The sequence below is a fragment of the Caulobacter sp. SLTY genome (assembly GCF_009905535.1).
In the GTDB taxonomy this organism is placed as follows: Bacteria; Pseudomonadota; Alphaproteobacteria; order Caulobacterales; family Caulobacteraceae; genus Caulobacter.
Map to the genome: position 1 here is coordinate 1 of NZ_JAAALA010000036.1, position 16,678 is coordinate 16,678.

A 16,678-nucleotide genomic window follows, 5' to 3' on the forward strand; every position below is an offset into this window, starting at 1 on the left:
CCTCTGGCCCATCCCCGCCGATATACCCCAGCGCCGCCGCCCGGTGGATCGCCTGCGCCCGCCCCGGCACGCCCAGCTTCCGCGCCGCGTTCGTCATGTGAAACCGCACGGTGGGCGCCGAGATCGCCACGATCTCCGCGATGTCCCCGTCGGTCTTTCCTGCCGCCGCCCATTTCAGACATTGGATCTCGCGCCGGGTCAGCCGCACCGGCTCCGGCGCCGTGCCCAGCCGCGCCTCGGCGTAGACGCTGACCAGCTTCAGGGCGAGCATGTGCAGTTCCGGCGCCCGCGCCTCGAAAACCGTCCGCACATCCACCGCCTCCGGCGAGGCCCAGACCACCGCCCCGATCACCCCATAAGGCTGATAGGCCGGCGCGATCAGCGCCGTCCGCACCCCGAAATTGTCGATCCGCCCGCCGGCATTGATCGCTTCCAGCACCGGGCTCGGCCGCCAGGTCTCCAGCCGCCCATTGCGGAAATAGAAGGGCTCCGCGCTGGCACGCGCCGCATGGATGAAGGCCGACCGCAGGGCGAACCCGCGATCTTCCCAGTAGCGCAGGTCGGGGTCCAGCCAGCGGAAGATGGTCTCAGCCAGCGGCTGCCCGTCCGGCCCCCGCATGGGATCGGGGCTGCCGATATCGGCGCTTGCCGCGACGTAAGGCAGCCCGATCGCCTCCCCCTCGGCCGCCACGGCTTTCGCCAGCGCGGCCACGGTCTGCAGAGCCTCGGCGGCGGGCGCGCTCATCCAGGGACTCGTCGTCGGCGGGGAGAACCGATCATCCCCGCCAACTAGTCCCGCTGCGCGACCCCTGGCAAGCGGGACCAGCATGCCCCGCATCGCCAAAGTCCCGACGCCTAGTACCGCATCGACAAGGTCACCCCGAACGTCCGCGGCATGCCCGCGAAGCGCACCACGGTGTTGGCGTTGCTGCTCACCGCCGACCAGTAGTACTCGTCCGTCAGGTTGCGGCCCCAGGCGGTGATCCCCCACCGCTCGTCCGGCGTCCACAGCCCCACTGTGCCGGTCAGCAGCCCATACTCGGGGATGACAAACAGCGGGTTGCCCTCCAAGTCCGCGGCGCTCTCCGATTGCCAGCGGTAGTTCACCGCCGCCTTCAACCCCATCGGCCCGACATTGCCGTTGTAGGACAGGGTAAAGCTGGTCTGCCACTCGGGGCTGTAGAGGAACTCGGCCCCGTCGAAGTCCTGCGCCAGGCCCGCCGAGTTGATCCCGACATACCCGATTACTTCGGTCTGCAGCCACACCGCGCTGGCGTTGGCCGTCAGCTCCGGGGTGATCCGCCAGGTGACGTCGCCGTCCACCCCATAGGCTCGCGATTCCGGCACATTGTTGAGCCGCGCCAGGGCCGTATAGATCGGGTCGGCGAAATAGACGCTGAGCTGCTTGTCCTCATAGTCGTAGTAGAAGCCCGAGACATTGGCCTGCACCCGCCGGTCGAACAGCCCGGCCTTGATCCCCACTTCGTAGGCCAGCAGCATTTCCTGCTTGGCCGGGGCGTTCTGGGTCGAGATGTTGGCGGCGTTGATCGGGGTGGCCCCGGCCTTGGCGCCCTTCGACACCGAGCCGAACACCAGGATGTCTTCGGTCGGGCTCCAGTTCAGCGCCACCCGCCAGGCGACGTTGCGCTCATCCAGGCTGGAGGTCACCAGCCCGAACGACGCCGTGTTGGGGTTGAAGGTGTTGCACTGGCCTGACTGATCGGCGCCAGCAGGCCGTAGACGGGGAAGAACAGCGCCCGATTGGTGACGTTCACGTTGGGCAGCATGTTGCCGTTGAAGTCGCGCGAACAGCCCTCGTAGTCCTGGGTATCCCGCGTCCAGCGCACCCCGGTGGTGATCTTGAAGCTGTCGCTCAAGGTCCAGTCGGCGTTGGCGAAGACGCTGGCCGTGGTGGTGTCGATGTCGCCCACGTCGACGAAGGTGCGGAACGCCTGGCTGGCCTCCAGCGCGGTGTAGCCGCCCGTGTTGAACGGTGAGCTCAGCAGGCTGGCCGTGAAGAACCGGATGGTCCCGACGTTGGCGTTATCCTGCAGGATGGTGCGGTTGGAGTCGAAGATGGTGTCGCTGGCGTAGTATCCGCCGACCAGCCAGTTGACCAAGTCGTTGGAGCCTTCCAGCCGGACTTCCTGGGCGAAGCTCTGGATGCGGCCATCGGCGTCCTGGATGAGGATTTCATACGGCGCGCCAGACCAGTCGTAGGCCGCCTTCCGCTTCATGTCGTTGTAGCTGGTCAGCGAGATCAGCTGCAGGTTCCAGGGCAGATCGAACGCCGCCCGCAGCTTGTAGGCGTCGAAACTGCTGTCCTCTTCCAGCGGCTTGTCGATGCCCAGGCCCGTGCCGACATCGGTGGTCCGCCGCGCGTCCGGCGCCCAGTCGGCGTCGCGGGCGTCGCGGAACGGGTTGGCCCCCACGAAGGCCACGATCCCCGGTGCGTTGAACGGGCTGGCCGCCGTGGCCGGGGTGAAGCCGATGGCCTGGGCGGCCAGGGAGTCCGACTTGCTGGTCCAGTGGTTGTAGGAGAAGTCGACCTCGACCGAGTCGTTCGGCCTGAACGCCAGCGAGCCGCGCACCGCGTAGCGCTCCACCTCGCCCAGCTTGTCACCCGGCCGGCTGACGCTCTCCTGCCATCCCTCGCCGCTGCTCTCGACCCGGAAGGCCACCCGCGCCGAGAGCTTGTCGCCCCAGGGCCCGGAGATGTAGCCGTCGACGTTGAAGGTCTCGTAGTTGCCGACCTCGACGTTGACCCCCGCCGCCAGCTCGTCGCTCGGCTTGGCGGTGACGAAGTTGATCAGGCCGGCCGTGGTGTTGCGGCCGAACAGGGTGCCCTGCGGCCCTTTCAGCACCTCCACGCGCTCCAGGTCGAACACCGGCCCGGCGTTCATGATCGGATAGGGATAGGCCACCTCGTCGACATAGGTCCCGACCGTCGAGGTCGCCGACATGTTGATGGTGTTGAAGCCGATCCCGCGCAGCGTATAGGTCGGCACCCCCTGGTAGCTCCGCGACACAGTGAAGCTCGGCACCACCGCCGACAGGTCCTTCACGTCGGTGACCCGCAGCTCTTCCAGCGTCTCGCCCCGGAACGCCTGGATCGACATCGGCACGTCATTGACGGCCTCTTCCCGCCGGTTGGCGGTGACCACCACGGTATCGACCTCCGCGACCTCCGGGGCCACTTCCTGAGCAAACGCCGCCCCGGCGCCGGTCAACGCGATAACGGACGCACTCAGCGCCAAAAGGGCGCGACGCGCCGGACTGCTGGCCATGATCTTAACTCCCCAAATACTTGTTCTGTGTTGGGGCGCAGGCTGAGGATGCCGGCCGGGCGCGACAAGCTGTCGAAACTGATAGGTCGCGTGGCGGAAACCGCTGCCCCTCCCCATCGTTTTCCTCGGGTATACGGAGGAGTGGAGAAAGCGAGCGCGCCCGCGAGCGTCACCGAGGCGGCGAGGTATCCTGGCGCCGGCCCAGCCAGTTTGCCCTCGCCCGGCTATGATCTCTTCCGCTTCGATAACCCACGCAACCGTCGGCTCCCCGACTCGTTGAACCCTCAACCCCACCACAGATCCGGACGTTCATGACCCAGCGCATCGAGGACTATGCCCTCATAGGAGATCGAGAATCCTGCGCCCTGGTCGGCCTGAACGGTTCCATCGACTGGCTTTGCTGGCCGCGCTTCGATTCCGACGCCTGCCTGGCGGCCCTCCTCGGCACTCGCAACAACGGTTGCTGGCGGATCTGGCCGGCGGATGAGAACTATCGCGTCTCCCGCCGCTATCGCCCTGACACGCTGATTCTCGAAACCACCTTCGAGACCGACAAGGGCAAGGCGACCATCATCGACTTCATGGCCCGGCGGAACGGGCACCCCGAGCTGATCCGCATGATCCAGGGGCTGGAAGGCCAAGTCGCCTTCAAGCTCGATCTGGCCCTGCGCTTCGGCTACGGCGCGGTCACCCCCTGGCTGGCCCGCACCGACGGCGGCGCCCACCGGGCCATCGCCGGACCGGACATGGTCATCCTGCGCACACCGGTCGGAATGACCGGCGATGGCTGGCTGCTGCAGTCGGACTTCACCGTCAGCGCCGGCGAGACCACCCCCTTCACCCTGACCTGGGCGCCCAGTCACGAGCCGATGCCGGCCGCCACCAGCCCGCGCAAGGCCCTGGCTGACACCGAACAGTTCTGGCGCCACTGGATGAACCAGGCAGCGGTCGATGGCCCTTGGGCGGAAGCGGTCAAGCGCTCGCTGATCACCCTGAAGGCCCTGACCCACGCCCCGACCGGCGGCGTGGTCGCGGCCGCCACCACCTCCCTGCCGGAGAAGATCGGCGGACCGCGAAACTGGGACTATCGTTATTGCTGGATCCGCGACGCCACCCTGACCCTGCTGGCCCTGATGAACGCCGGCTACTACGACGAGGCCCAGGCCTGGCGCGACTGGCTGCTGCGCGCCGTGGCCGGCAGCCCGGCCGACATGCAGATCATGTACGGCGTGGCCGGCGAGCGCCGCCTGAACGAGTGGGAGGCCGACTGGCTTCCCGGCTATGAGAACAGCAAGCCGGTGCGGATCGGCAACGCCGCCTCGACCCAGTTCCAGCTGGACGTCTATGGCGAGCTCGCCGACAGCCTGCACCAGGCGCGGCGCGGCGGGCTGACCGGCAACGAGGCCGCATGGACCGTCGAGCGGGCCCTGACCGACCACGTCGCCCGCGTGTGGCAGAACCCCGACGACGGCATCTGGGAGGACCGCTCAGACCGCAAGCACTACACCTTCAGCAAGGTGATGGCCTGGGTCACCCTCGACCGCGCGGTGCAGGCGGTGGAGCATTACGGCCTGCCCGGCGATGCGGAGCGGTATCGCGCGGTTCGGGAAACCATCCGTGAGGATGTCATGGCCAACGGCTATGACGCCGAGCGGAACAGCTTCGTGCGCTCCTATGGCTCCAAGTCGGTGGACGCTTCGCTCCTGCTGCTGGCGGAACTGGGCTTCGTCGCCGCTGACGATCCCCGCTATATCGGCACCGTGGATGCCATCGAGCGCGACCTGCTGCACGGCGGCTTCGTCCATCGCTATGACACCGGAGAGATCGACGACGGCCTCAACACCACTGAGGGCGCATTTCTGGTCTGCACGTTCTGGCTCGTCGACGCCTATGTGATGATCGGCCGGCTGGACGACGCCAAGGCTCTGTTCGAGCGGCTGCTGTCGATCCGCAACGACCTCGGCCTGCTGGCCGAAGAGTACGACCCCGTCGATGGCCGCCAGGTCGGCAACTTCCCGCAGGCCTTCAGCCACATCGGCCTGATCAACAGCGCCTTCAACCTGACCCGCGCCATCGGCAAGAACGGCCATCCGCTCGAGCGGACATGAGGCCTTTCCCCAATAGGACTTCGCTCTAGCTCTTGGGCGAACCCGTTGTGGAACAAGGGTTGGCGCGGGGGGTTCTACCCTTCGCGGGGCCCAAGCCGGAGTGTGACCACGCATGCGCGTCGCCGACCTGATGACCCCCGTGTCCGAACCCCTGACCCACGAAACCACCCTACGTCAGGCCGCCAACGCCCTAGCCAACGCCAAACTGGACCAGCTGCCCGTCGCCCATGGGGGCCGACTGATCGGCGCGGTCAGTCAAAGCGACCTCGTCGACTTCGGCTTGGCCCGCGGCCTCAAGCCCGACAGCCCGGTGTTCGCGGTCATGAGCCACTACATCGACTGGTGCTACGAGGACGAGGACGTGGTCGACGTCACCCTCCGCCTCGCCGACGCCGACCGCGAAAGCCTTATCGTGCTTACCCGCGACCACCGCTTCGCCGGCGTGGTCGCCGCCAACGCGCCCGCGCGCGGGGGCTGGGGTCAGGTGGATGGGGTGGAGGCGGCCGCTTAGACTGTAAGCTCCTGTAGCGGCGTGAACCCCTCCGGCGTCTCGACCCTAAGCACATAGCGGCCGGGGGTCAGCCAAAGGAAGCCTCCCTCGGCGTCGGCGGTGAGCAGATACTGGTCCGCCGGCACGACCGCCGCGGCTTTGGCCAGTTCGGCGGCCGGTACGGCCTGTAACAGCCGCACTGCGCCGGGCGGCGCTGCAGCAAGATCGACCCGCACCTCCCGCCGCCGCCCGAACGCCAGCCAACCGGGCCGCCCGTTGCGATCGGCCAGGCGAGGATGAAAGACCGACAGATCAGCCGCAAAGCTGTCGCCGGAAACCGTATGCACTGCCGATCCGTCCGCCCGCCACACAACCACCGGGGCATTGGGTCTGAACCGCGCCATCACCCCGGCCACCGTCGGATCGTCCCTCGCCGGCTCGCTGGCCGGCGCGCCGGCCGACTGTTCGATGGTCAGCGGGTCGATGCCGGTCTTGGCCTTCAGCCGGGCCGCGAACCAAAGGTCACCACGCCGCGTCGGCTTTTTGGCCAAGTGGGCAAAACCGCAATAGACCAGTACCCGCGCTTTCGGATCGGCCAGCGCCCCGGCGATCAGGTTGTTGGCCTGGGCCTCCTCGCGGGTGGCGACCTGTTCCGGACCACTGGCGCTCTCGGGCGCCTCCTGGTCGTCCCGCACCTCATACTCTGTCAGCCGGTAGCCAGCCCGCGATGCCACCCTCGCCATCGAGGCATAGACCGGGTCGCGCAGGTAGAAGCCGTCGTCCATGCCGATGACCCCGTCATCGTACGGCCGGTCATGCTCGAAGGTCTCGGCTGCAAGGACCGAAAAGCCGTCCTCCCGCAGCCGCAAAGCCACCCGCTCCGCGAACGCCCGGTTGCAACTGAGATGATGAGCTTCATTGAGCATGACGACCCGGCGGCCCTTCGACGCCGCCGCGATTGCCTCCACGGCATCCTCGGCGACTGCGTCCGTCAGGTCAGGTGGTCCCTCGCCGCGCGGTCGGGGCGGGTACGGCTGCTCCCAGGCAGCCAGGGCTCCGGGTTCGTCACCGATGGTCGCCAGATAATGCGCCAGCATCTGCCTGGCGCCGGCCGCGCTATCGCCGCCGGCCTCGACCTTACGCCGCAGGTCCATCAAGAGGGGGACATAGCGCCCCTCCTTGTTGATCAGGCCATCCGGGCTCGGCGCCGGCTGTCGCCAGGCGGACAGAACCGGCGCAGCCAACCCTGTCGCCAAAAGCGAACGACGTGTCTGCATAACCTGAGGTTAAGCAGACACGCGTCCTGGCGTCTACCGCCCTGTCGGCACGTCCTTGAACGCCACGTCCTTGTCGACGCGGACATCGCCAGGCAGGCCCAGGACCCGCTCGGCGATGATGTTCTTGAGGATCTCGTCCGTGCCGCCGGCGATGCGCAGGCCCGGCGCCCAAAGCAGCGACTGCTGGAACGCGGCCTGGAGCGGGGCTTCCGCCGGGTCGACGAGGACGCCGTACTGATCCTCCATCTCGACGCCGTAGTTGCTCATCTCCTGCATCTGGTTGGCGGCGATGATCTTGCCGATCGAGCTTTCCGGACCGGGGGTCTGGCCCTTGGAGAGGGCAGTCATGGTCCGGAAGCGGGTCAGCTTCAGCCCCTCGGCCGCCACGTACCAGTCGGCCAGCTTGTCGCGGAAGGCGCCGTCCTTGATGCCGTCCGTCTGGCGGGCCAGCTCCATGATGGTCTTGTAGTCGGGGCCTGAGGACCCGCCGACCGCCAGACGCTCGTTCATCAGGGTGACCAGGGCCACCTTCCAGCCATCGCCGACATTGCCAAGACGCTGGCTGTCCTTCACCCGCAAGTCGGTGAAGTAGACCTCGTTGAACTCGCTGCCGCCGCTCGCCTGGTGGATCGGACGCACTTCCACGGCTGGATCGTGCATGTCGATCCAGAACATGGTCATGCCCTTGTGCTTGGGCACGTCGGGGTCGGTGCGGACCAGGAGGATGCCGTAGTCACTGTACTGGGCGCCGGTGGTCCACACCTTCTGGCCGTTGATCACCCACTCATCGCCGTCCTTGACCGCGCGGGTGCGGGAGGCGGCGACGTCGGAGCCGCCGGCCGGTTCACTGAACAGCTGGCACCAGATCTCCTCGCCGCGCATGGCCGGACCGACGAAGCGGGTCTTGGTCTCGGCATCGGCGAAGGCCATCACGGTCGGCACGCACATGCCGAGGCCGATGGTGAAATAGCCGTAGTTGACGCCGACCTTGCCCTCTTCCTGGCCGAAGATGACCGACTGGATCGGCGTGCCGCCGCCCCCGCCCCACTCCTTGGGCCAGGTGATGCAGGCGTAGCCGTTCTCGGCCTTCTTGGCCTGCCATTGCTTGGCCAGGGCCATATGCTCGGGGCTATTGGGCCGGCGGCCGTTGGCGCTGGTCGACTTGTGCTCAGCCGCGTTCTCTTCCAGCCACTTGCGGGCCTTTTCGCGGTAGGCGGCTTCTTCGGGCGAGTCGTTGAAATCCATGATCTTTTCCTCTCGCGCTTACGCGGCGTTCCGACGCTCGAGCTGGCTGACCAGCCGTTCTTTCCAGACCTTCGGCCCACCGGCCACCAGCGCCAGTTGGCGCGAGCGGCGGTAGTAGAGGTGGCAGTCCACCTCCCAGGTGAAGCCCATGCCGCCGTGGGTCTGGATGTTTTCCTTGCTGGCGAACCAATAGGCCTCGCTGCCGGCGATGCGGGCCGCGGCGGCGGCGGCCGGCAGCTCGGCGGCGTTGGTGTTCAGCGCCCAGGCCCCGTAGTAGGCGTTGGAGCGGGCGACCTCGTTCTTCACGTACATGTCGGCCAGCTTGTGCTTGATCGCCTGGTAGCTGCCGATCACCCGGCCGAAGGCGTAGCGCTCCAGGGCGTATTCCTTGGCCATCTCCAGGCACTTGCCGGCCCCGCCGACCTGTTCGAAGGCCAGCAGAACGGCGGCCCGGTCGAACACCTGCTCGGTGATCGTCCAGCCCTCGCCGGCGGCGCCGACGGCCTTCACCGGCGCGTCCTTGAACGTCAGCTTGGCCACCGACCGGGTCGGATCCAGCGATTTCAGGGTCTCACGGGTGACGCTGGCGTCGTTCAGATCGACCAGGAACAGGCCCGGACGGCCGCCCTCTGACGCCAAGACCAGGGCGACATCGGCGATGTCGCCGTCGGTCACCGGGATCTTCACCCCGTTCAGCTTGCCGCCCGAGACGGTGCAGTTCAGCGAGCCGCCATCGACGGCGCCGGGACCTTCGGAGGTGGCGTAGCAGCCGATGATCTCGCCGGCCGCGATCTTGGGCAGCAGGTAGCTCTTCTGCTCGTCATTGCCGGCCAGCATGATGGCCTCGGCCACGAAATAGACCGTCGAGGCGAAGGGGATCGGGGCCAGCGAACGGCCCAGCTCCTCGGCGATGGCGCAGAGTTCCACATGGCCCAGGCCAAGCCCGCCATGCTCTTCCGGGATCGCGGCGCCCAGCCAGCCCTGCTCGGCCACGGCTTTCCACAGCGCCTTGTCGTAAGAGATATCGGCGTCGTTCAGCACCACCCGCACCGCGCTGGTCGGCGAACGGGCTTCGAGGAACTTGCGAGCCTCGTCCTTCAGAAATTTCTGGTCGTCGGAATAGTCGAAATTCACGCTGCATCTCCCCGGGGCGCTCTTGACGGTCAAGATAGACCCCTTTGCCCGCGATGGAAGATTGACTTGGCGTCAAGGATTTCAGGTTTTTATGGCGGACCCTGTTTCAGAACGAGCTTACGGGTCCATGGCCAAAACGGTCTTCCAGAAGAACCAGCGCGTATGGGTTGAGGCGGTCGGCGCCTGGGCCAATGTCGAGAAGATCGTCGCCATCTGGGCCAAGGGCTTCGACGAGCCTGTCCGGGTGACCTACGACGTCGGCCTCGGCCGCGAGTTCTTCGCCCATGAGCTCAAGCCCGAAGACCAGGTCGCTGACCTGAACAATAGCGGCGAACGCTGGCGCCTGCTGCGGGCCACCAACAAGTGGCAACAGCCGGACGACTGCCGCCACCACCCCTTCCCCGGCACCTATCCGGTGGTGGTCACCGACCCCAATGACTGGGGCGGGTGGCGCACCCCCGGCGCCGAGTACGACCGCGATCCCCACAAGATCGAGCGACAGGCCCGGCTGATCGCCAGCGTGCCCAGGTTCCAGTCCATCGTCCGCGAACTGATCGAGCTGGTCGCCGAGTCGCCTGAAGACGCCCCGCCCGTGCTGCTGGAGCTGGCCAAACAGGCCTCGGCGATCGAGCGCTACGTGAACGAGGCCCCCGCCGTGGTGGCGGCGGACGATGAGGCCGGGTCGGCGGTCGCCTAGCACGAGCGCGCGATTTCGACCGCTTTCCGTGGCGCTGCCGTCCTGGGCTCGCTAAATCCTAGGGCATGCGCACCGAAACGCCCCAGCCTGTCCGCCTCGCCGACTATCGGCCGCCGTCGCACCTCATCGACACGGTCCACCTGGACTTCGATTTGCAGCCCTCGGCCACGCGGGTGAAGGCGACCCTGACCGTGCGGCGCAACGGGGACAGCGACCGGCTGGTGCTCGATGGCGAGGGGCTGAAGACGCTTTCGGTCACCGTCGATGGCAAGCCGTTCGCCTATGACGAAGCGCCAGAGACCCTGACCCTTACCGGCCTGCCCGAGGCCTTCACCCTGGAAACCGAGGTCGAGATCGATCCGGCCGGGAACACCGCGCTGATGGGCCTCTACATGTCCGGTGGGCGGTACTGCACCCAATGCGAGGCGGAGGGCTTCCGGCGGATCACCTGGTTCCTGGATCGGCCGGACGTGCTCAGCCGCTACACCGTCCGGATGGAGGCTGACGCCGGCTTCCACCACCTGCTGGCCAACGGCAACCTGACCGGCAGCGGCGAGGCTGGCGAGCGCCACTACGCCGAATGGGAGGATCCCTTCCCCAAGCCCTGCTATCTGTTCGCCATGGTGGCCGGCGAGCTGGACGTCCTCGAGGACAGCTTCACCACCATGACCGGCCGCGAGGTGGCGCTGAAGGTGTTCGTCGACCCCGGCATGGCGTCGCGGGCTGAATACGCCCTCGACAGCCTGAAGCGGGCGATGAAGTGGGACGAGGAGGTCTTCGGCCGGGAATACGATCTCGACCTGTTCATGATCGTCGCGGTGCGCGACTTCAATTTCGGGGCCATGGAGAACAAGGGCCTCAACATCTTCAACAGCTCGCTCCTGCTGGCCGACTCCGCCACCGCCACCGACATGGACTATGAGCGCATCGAGAGTGTCGTGGCCCACGAGTATTTCCATAACTGGACCGGCGACCGGATCACCTGCCGCGACTGGTTCCAGCTGTGTCTGAAGGAGGGCCTGACCGTCTTCCGGGACCAGGAGTTCAGCGCCGACATGCGCGGCGCCGCGGTCCAGCGGATCAAGGACGTCAAGGCGCTGCGGGCCAGGCAATTTCCCGAGGACGCCGGCCCCCTGGCCCATCCGGTGCGGCCCAACAGCTATCTGAAGATCGACAACTTCTACACCGCCACCATCTACGAGAAGGGCAGCGAGGTCATCCGCATGCTCAAGGCCCTGCTCGGTGACCAGGGCTTCAAGGCAGGGATGGACCTCTACTTCGACCGTCACGACGGCGAGGCGACCACGGTCGAGGCCTTCGTCCGCTGCTTCACCGACGCCACGGGCCGCGACCTGTCGGCCTTCTTCGGCTGGTACGAACAGGCGGGCACGCCCAAGGTCACCATCAGCCGCCGCTACGACGCGGCCAGCGGCAAGCTGGAACTGACCCTGCGCCAGCAGACCGCACCTACCCCCGGACAGCCTGACAAAGTCGCCCTTCCCCTGCCCGTCGCCGTGGGCCTGCTGGACGAGGATGGCCGCGAACAGGCGCCGACCCAGATGCTGGTGCTGGACGGTCCAGAGACCACCATCACCCTGGAGGGCGTTTCCAAGCCGCCGGTGCTGTCGGCCCTGCGCGGCTTCTCCGCCCCGGTGAAGCTGGAGACCGACGCCCCGGGAGAGCACGACTATGTGCTGCTGGCATCCGACCCTGACCTGTTCAACCGATGGGAGTCCGGCCAACGGCTGGCCACCCGGCTGATGCTGGCCCGCGCCGAGGGCCAGGCCGACGCGGCGGGCGAGCTGCGCTACGCCCAGGCCGTCGGCCGGGCGCTCGACGACCAGGCCGCCAACGCCGCCTTCAAGGCCCTGCTGCTGGCCCTGCCCAGCGAGCAGGACCTGGCGATGGAGATGCGGCCCGCGGACCCCGCCGCCATCCACGGCGCCCGCAGGGCGCTGCGCGAGGTGATGGCCGGCGAGCTGGCCGAACGGCTGGCGCGCCTGCACGAGGCCCTGGCCGACCATGGCGCCTTCTCCGCAGACGCTGAGGCCGCCGGCCGCCGGGCCCTGCGCAACGCCGCCCTCGACCTGCTGACCGCCGGCCCGGCCGAGGCGGTGCTGGAACGCGCCCGGGCCCACTATGGCGCAGCCGACAACATGACCGACGCAATGGGCGGCCTGACCGCCCTGGTGGCGTTGGGGGGTGATGCGGCGGAAACCGCCCTGGCCGCCTTCCACGCCCGCTGGAAGAGCGAGCCCCTGGTGATCGACAAATGGTTCGCCGCCCAGGCCCGCGACGGTGGCGAGGGCGCCCTGGATCGTATTGTCGCCCTGACCCGCCACGCCGACTTCGACGCCCCGAACCCCAACCGCCTGCGCGCCTTGGTCGGGACCTTCGCCAGCTTCAACCCCGCCCGGTTCCATGCCGAGGACGGGGCCGGCTATCGCTTCCTGGCTGATTGGATCATCGCCACCGACAAGGTGAACCCCATGACTGCCGCCCGCTTTGTCGAGGCTCTGGGCGGCTGGCGCCGCTACCGCGAGGATCTGGGCGCGAAGATGCGTGAACAACTTCAACGCATTGCGGCCGTCGACGGGCTTTCGAAGAATGTCTTCGAATTGGCGACCAAGGCGCTTGCCTGAGTCTCGTCGGCCACGAATCGCGACCGAAGGACTCAGGGGCGTTGATCACCCCTTAACGCGGTGACTCCGGGCGCCTAACATCGCCTGTCGAGGGTGAATCGGCGCTGGGGACTTTAGGGTTTGGCACGGGAGCGGAAGGCAGGATCGGGCGACCCCGCCTTCGCGGCTGCGAATCCCCGCGCCCAGGGCCAGCCGATGGTGCGCGTCGCCATCCTGGCCGCCTTGCTGCTACTCGCCGTCTACACCGCCTTCGGGGCCCAGAAACTGGTGCGCGGCTGGACCAGCACCCCGGCCCAGGTCGGCCCCGCCGCTATTGCTGCCCTGCTGGCCAGCCGGGTCGAGGGCGCCCTTGGGGCCCAGCAGGCGGGCCTGCTGGGCGGCGCAGAGGTGCTTCGCCGCGTGCCGGACAACCCGCTGGAAGCCGCTGAACTGACCCTGCGCATCGCCGGCCCCACCGCCTCGGGCAGCGCCGTCGTCATTGACGGGACCGTGACCGCCGCGACCGGCGCGGCGGTCGCGCCCGACTGGGCCGGCGCGGCCCGCGCCGCCGAGGCCGCCGGCCAGACCAGCTGGATGGGCGCCGCCCCTGGCGACCGCAAGCGCCTCTACCTGGCCGAGGCCCAAACCGTCCCCGGCGGCACGGCCTGGCTGGTCCTGGTCTCTGACCCGGCCAAGGTGGCCGGCGCCGGCCTGACCCGCACCTCCGCCCTGGCCTTCGTCGACGGCCGGATCGCCGCCGCCACCGGGCCGGGCGTCTCCGCTGCCTCGAGCCTCCAGGAGGGCTTCGGCCTCCAGGTCCGTGACCTGCGCACCGACGTGTTGCTGCGTGGCCAGGCGCCTGGCGGCCAGCCGCTGGACGTCGCCGTGCGCCCGATCGGCGATGGCGGCCTTCTGGCCATCGCCGCCGACAAGGTCGACGGCCTGATGAGCGTCGACGCCGAGCGGATGGACGGCCTGGTCTCCCTGCTGGCGCCCCTGTCGGTCGGCATCGCCCTCGCCCTCCTCCTGCTCATGCAGATGCGCCGGACCAGCGCCGCCCAGCGCGCCATGGTGGCCAGCGAGGAACGCTATCGCCTGGCCGTCGACGCCGCCCGCTGCGGCATCTGGGAGTGGGACCTGGAGAACGACCGGGTGTTCATGTCCGAGGTCACCGGGGTGATCTTCGGCTGGGGCGGCGCCGGGGTGGTCAGCGGCCAGGAGGTGCTGGACCGGGTCGCGCCCGACCATCGCGAGCGGGTCCGCCTCGCCCTGTCCCATGCCGCCACCTACGGCGCCTTCGACGTCTCCTTCCGGGTGCCGGGGACCGAAGGCCGCCGCTCGATCTGGATCGACGCCCGCGGCCAGGGCGCTGGCGGCCCGGGCGCCGAGACCCACAGCCGGATCATCGGCGTGGCCCTGGACGTCACCGAGGAACGCCTGGCCCAGGCCCGCGCCCAGGCCGCCGAAAACCGGCTGCGCGACGCCATCGAGAGCGTCTCGGAAGCCTTTGTGCTGTGGGACCGGCACGGCCGGCTGCTGCTCTGCAACCGCAACTACCGCGCCACCTTCAACCTCGAGGCCAAAATCCTCAAGCCGGGCGCCGCCCGCGACCAGGTCAACCGCTTCGCCCAGCTGGCCATCAAGCAGGAGTTCCCCTCGCCCCACGGCCACAAGGGCGAGCGCGAGGCCGAGCTGATGGATGGCCGCTGGGTGCAGATCAGCGAGCGGCGGACGGCCGAGGGCGGCCTGGTCATGACCGCCGCCGACATCACCGCCATCAAAATGCAGGAGGAGGCGCGCCGGCTGAACGAGGAGCAGCTGCAGAACGCCGTCGCTGGCCTGGAGCGCAGCCAGGAGCAGCTGGCGGAACTGGCCCGCAAGTACGAGACCGAGAAGGTCCGCGCCGAGGGCGCCAACAAGGCCAAGAGCGAATTCCTGGCCAACATGAGCCACGAACTGCGCACGCCGCTCAACGCGATCAACGGCTTCTCGGAGATCATGGTGGCCGAGATGTATGGCCCGATGGGCGACGCCCGCTACAAGGAATACGCCCTCGACATCCACAACAGCGGCCAACACCTGCTGGCCCTGATCAACGACATCCTCGACATGTCGAAGATCGAGGCCGGCAAGATGAACCTGAAGTTCGAGCCGATCAGCCTGGAGGAGGTGACCGAGGACGCCATCCGCCTGGTCCGCAACCGCGCCGAGGCGGCCGGTCTGGAGGTCAGCGCCGAATTCCCCCACCTGCCGGAGGTCGAGGGCGATTACCGGGCTATCAAGCAGGTGCTGCTCAACCTGCTCAGCAACGCCATCAAGTTCACCCCGCGCGGCGGCCGCGTCACCGTCCGGGCCGAGCCACGCCGCGACGTTCTGGGCGAGCGCATCCGGGTGGCGGTGACAGACACCGGCATCGGCATCAGCAAGGAAGACCTGGCCCGCCTGGCCCAGCCCTTCGAACAGGTCGAGAGCCAGCACTCCAAGACCACGCAAGGCACCGGCCTGGGCCTGGCCCTGACCAAGAGCCTGGTCGAGCTGCACGAGGGCACGCTGGAGATGGACTCGGCGCCGGGCGAAGGCACGACGGTCAGCTTCAGCCTGCCGATACGCCAGCAGCCGGCGGCACGGAGCGTGGCCTGAGGCCATGCTCATGCGGTGCGGTTATGGCGCACTCAAGCTTCGGCGCTTGACGATGAAGGGGCCGAACCCTACGGCCGCCCCATGCCCGCCGACGCCGCCCGCCTGACCATCGATCTGGACGCCCTCGCGGCCAACTACCGGCTGCTGCGGGACACCGCCGCCGGCGCCGAGACCGCCCCCGTGGTCAAGGCCGACGGCTACGGCATGGGTGCGGCCCAGGCCGCCCTGCGCCTGTGGGCCGAGGGCGCCCGAACCTTCTACGTCGCCCGACTGTTCGAGGGTGAAGCTCTGCGCGCGGCCCTGGGCGACCGCCCTGCCGCCATCCTGGTCTTCGACGGCTGTCCGGGCGACGCCGTCGGCCGGCTGAAGGCCGCGGCCTTGGTCCCCGTGCTCAACAGCCCCGAGCAGATCGTCGCCTGGACCGCCGCCGGCGAGACCCCCCTGGCCATCCACATCGACACCGGCATGAACCGTCTGGGCCTGACCCTCGCGCAGGCCGCCGACCTTGCGGCCGCCGGTCTCAACCCCGGCCTGATCCTCAGCCACCTGGCCTGCGCCTCCCAGCCCGGCCACAGCCTCAACGCCGTCCAGCTCGCCCGCTTCAACGAGATGCGCGCCCTGTTCCCCGCCGCCCGCGCCAGCCTGTCCAGCTCCGGCGGCATCTTCCTCGGCCCCGACTACCACCACGACCAGGTGCGCCCGGGCCTCAGTCTCTACGGCGGCGGCCCGCACGACCGGCACGACCCGCGCCTGGCCACCGTCGCCCGCCTCGAAGCCCCCATCCTGCAGATCCGCGACCTCGTACCCGGCGATACCGTCGGCTACGGCGCCGACTTCGTGGCCGAGGCTCCCACCCGCGTCGGCATTCTGGGCGCCGGCTACGCCGACGGCGTCCTGCGCGCCAGCAGCCCGCGCGGCGGCGCCTGGTTCGCGGGCCATCGCCGCCGCTTGCTGGGCCGCATCTCCATGGATCTGATCGCCATCGACCTGACCGGCGCCCCGGCCGCTCCTGGCGACATGGTCGAGCTAATCGGCCCCAACCTGACCCTCGACGCCGCCGCCCTGGCCGCCGGCGCCTCGCCCTATGAGCTGCTGGTCCGCATCGGCCATCGCTCACCCCGCCAGTGGATCGGCGCTCAATAGCCAGCCTACCTACCAATCCGTCATCCCGGAAACGCG

Annotated in this window: 12 protein-coding genes; 6 read left to right on the forward strand and 6 right to left on the reverse strand. The window is 68.5% G+C overall.

Features of this window, described 5'->3' with window-relative positions; translation table 11 throughout:
• From GVN21_RS17405 to GVN21_RS17410, 3 genes are all read right to left on the reverse strand, one after another.
• Nucleotides 1–745 (reverse strand): helix-turn-helix transcriptional regulator (locus GVN21_RS17405; protein WP_166576011.1); only part of this gene is annotated, 745 nt, incomplete at its 3' end.
• A 110-nt stretch (nucleotides 746–855) separates the two neighbouring features.
• Nucleotides 856–1,668, reverse strand: a complete 813-nt coding sequence (locus GVN21_RS21035; protein WP_346764285.1) for a TonB-dependent receptor — start codon at nucleotides 1,666–1,668, stop codon at nucleotides 856–858.
• Nucleotides 1,665–3,287 (reverse strand): TonB-dependent receptor plug domain-containing protein, encoded by a 1,623-nt coding sequence (locus tag GVN21_RS17410; RefSeq protein WP_240902997.1) that lies wholly within the window; start codon nucleotides 3,285–3,287, stop codon nucleotides 1,665–1,667. Before GVN21_RS17410 ends, GVN21_RS21035 begins: the two co-directional genes overlap by 4 nt.
• 311 nt (nucleotides 3,288–3,598) lie before the next feature.
• On the opposite strand from GVN21_RS17410, the gene GVN21_RS17415 reads away from it, so the two are divergent.
• Nucleotides 3,599–5,395, forward strand: a complete 1,797-nt coding sequence (locus GVN21_RS17415; RefSeq protein ID WP_166576012.1) for a glycoside hydrolase family 15 protein — start codon at nucleotides 3,599–3,601, stop codon at nucleotides 5,393–5,395.
• A gap of 112 nt (nucleotides 5,396–5,507) precedes the next feature.
• Nucleotides 5,508–5,906: a CBS domain-containing protein gene (locus GVN21_RS17420; RefSeq protein WP_166576013.1), complete on the forward strand. Its 399-nt coding sequence runs from the start codon at nucleotides 5,508–5,510 to the stop codon at nucleotides 5,904–5,906.
• Here the strand turns inward: GVN21_RS17420 and GVN21_RS17425 are convergent.
• The 3 genes from GVN21_RS17425 to GVN21_RS17435 all read right to left on the reverse strand — a co-directional run bounded on the left by GVN21_RS17425 (nucleotide 5,903) and on the right by GVN21_RS17435 (nucleotide 9,541).
• Nucleotides 5,903–7,129, reverse strand: a complete 1,227-nt coding sequence (locus tag GVN21_RS17425) for a hypothetical protein (protein ID WP_166576014.1) — start codon at nucleotides 7,127–7,129, stop codon at nucleotides 5,903–5,905. The two genes, GVN21_RS17420 and GVN21_RS17425, sit on opposite strands and share 4 nt — an antisense overlap.
• Before the next feature lie 66 nt (nucleotides 7,130–7,195).
• On the reverse strand, nucleotides 7,196–8,407 hold the full coding sequence (locus GVN21_RS17430; RefSeq protein WP_166576015.1) for an acyl-CoA dehydrogenase family protein: 1,212 nt from the start codon (nucleotides 8,405–8,407) through the stop codon (nucleotides 7,196–7,198).
• 18 nt (nucleotides 8,408–8,425) lie between these two features.
• A complete protein-coding gene (locus GVN21_RS17435) occupies nucleotides 8,426–9,541 on the reverse strand; it encodes an acyl-CoA dehydrogenase family protein (protein WP_166576016.1) in 1,116 nt (371 codons plus the stop codon).
• Nucleotides 9,542–9,668: 127 nt separating this feature from the next.
• Between GVN21_RS17435 and GVN21_RS17440 the strand changes: the two genes are divergently transcribed.
• The 4 genes from GVN21_RS17440 to alr all read left to right on the forward strand — a co-directional run bounded on the left by GVN21_RS17440 (nucleotide 9,669) and on the right by alr (nucleotide 16,642).
• Nucleotides 9,669–10,238: a hypothetical protein gene (locus GVN21_RS17440; RefSeq protein WP_166576017.1), complete on the forward strand. Its 570-nt coding sequence runs from the start codon at nucleotides 9,669–9,671 to the stop codon at nucleotides 10,236–10,238.
• Between the two features lie 65 nt (nucleotides 10,239–10,303).
• Nucleotides 10,304–12,880, forward strand: coding sequence for an aminopeptidase N (gene pepN, locus GVN21_RS17445; protein ID WP_166576018.1), 2,577 nt, complete (start codon nucleotides 10,304–10,306; stop codon nucleotides 12,878–12,880).
• 195 nt (nucleotides 12,881–13,075) lie between these two features.
• Nucleotides 13,076–15,499: an ATP-binding protein gene (locus GVN21_RS17450; protein WP_166576019.1), complete on the forward strand. Its 2,424-nt coding sequence runs from the start codon at nucleotides 13,076–13,078 to the stop codon at nucleotides 15,497–15,499.
• 81 nt (nucleotides 15,500–15,580) lie between these two features.
• Complete coding sequence (gene alr / locus GVN21_RS17455) at nucleotides 15,581–16,642, forward strand: alanine racemase (protein ID WP_166576020.1); 1,062 nt, start codon at nucleotides 15,581–15,583, stop codon at nucleotides 16,640–16,642.
• Nucleotides 16,643–16,678: the final 36 nt, after the last annotated feature.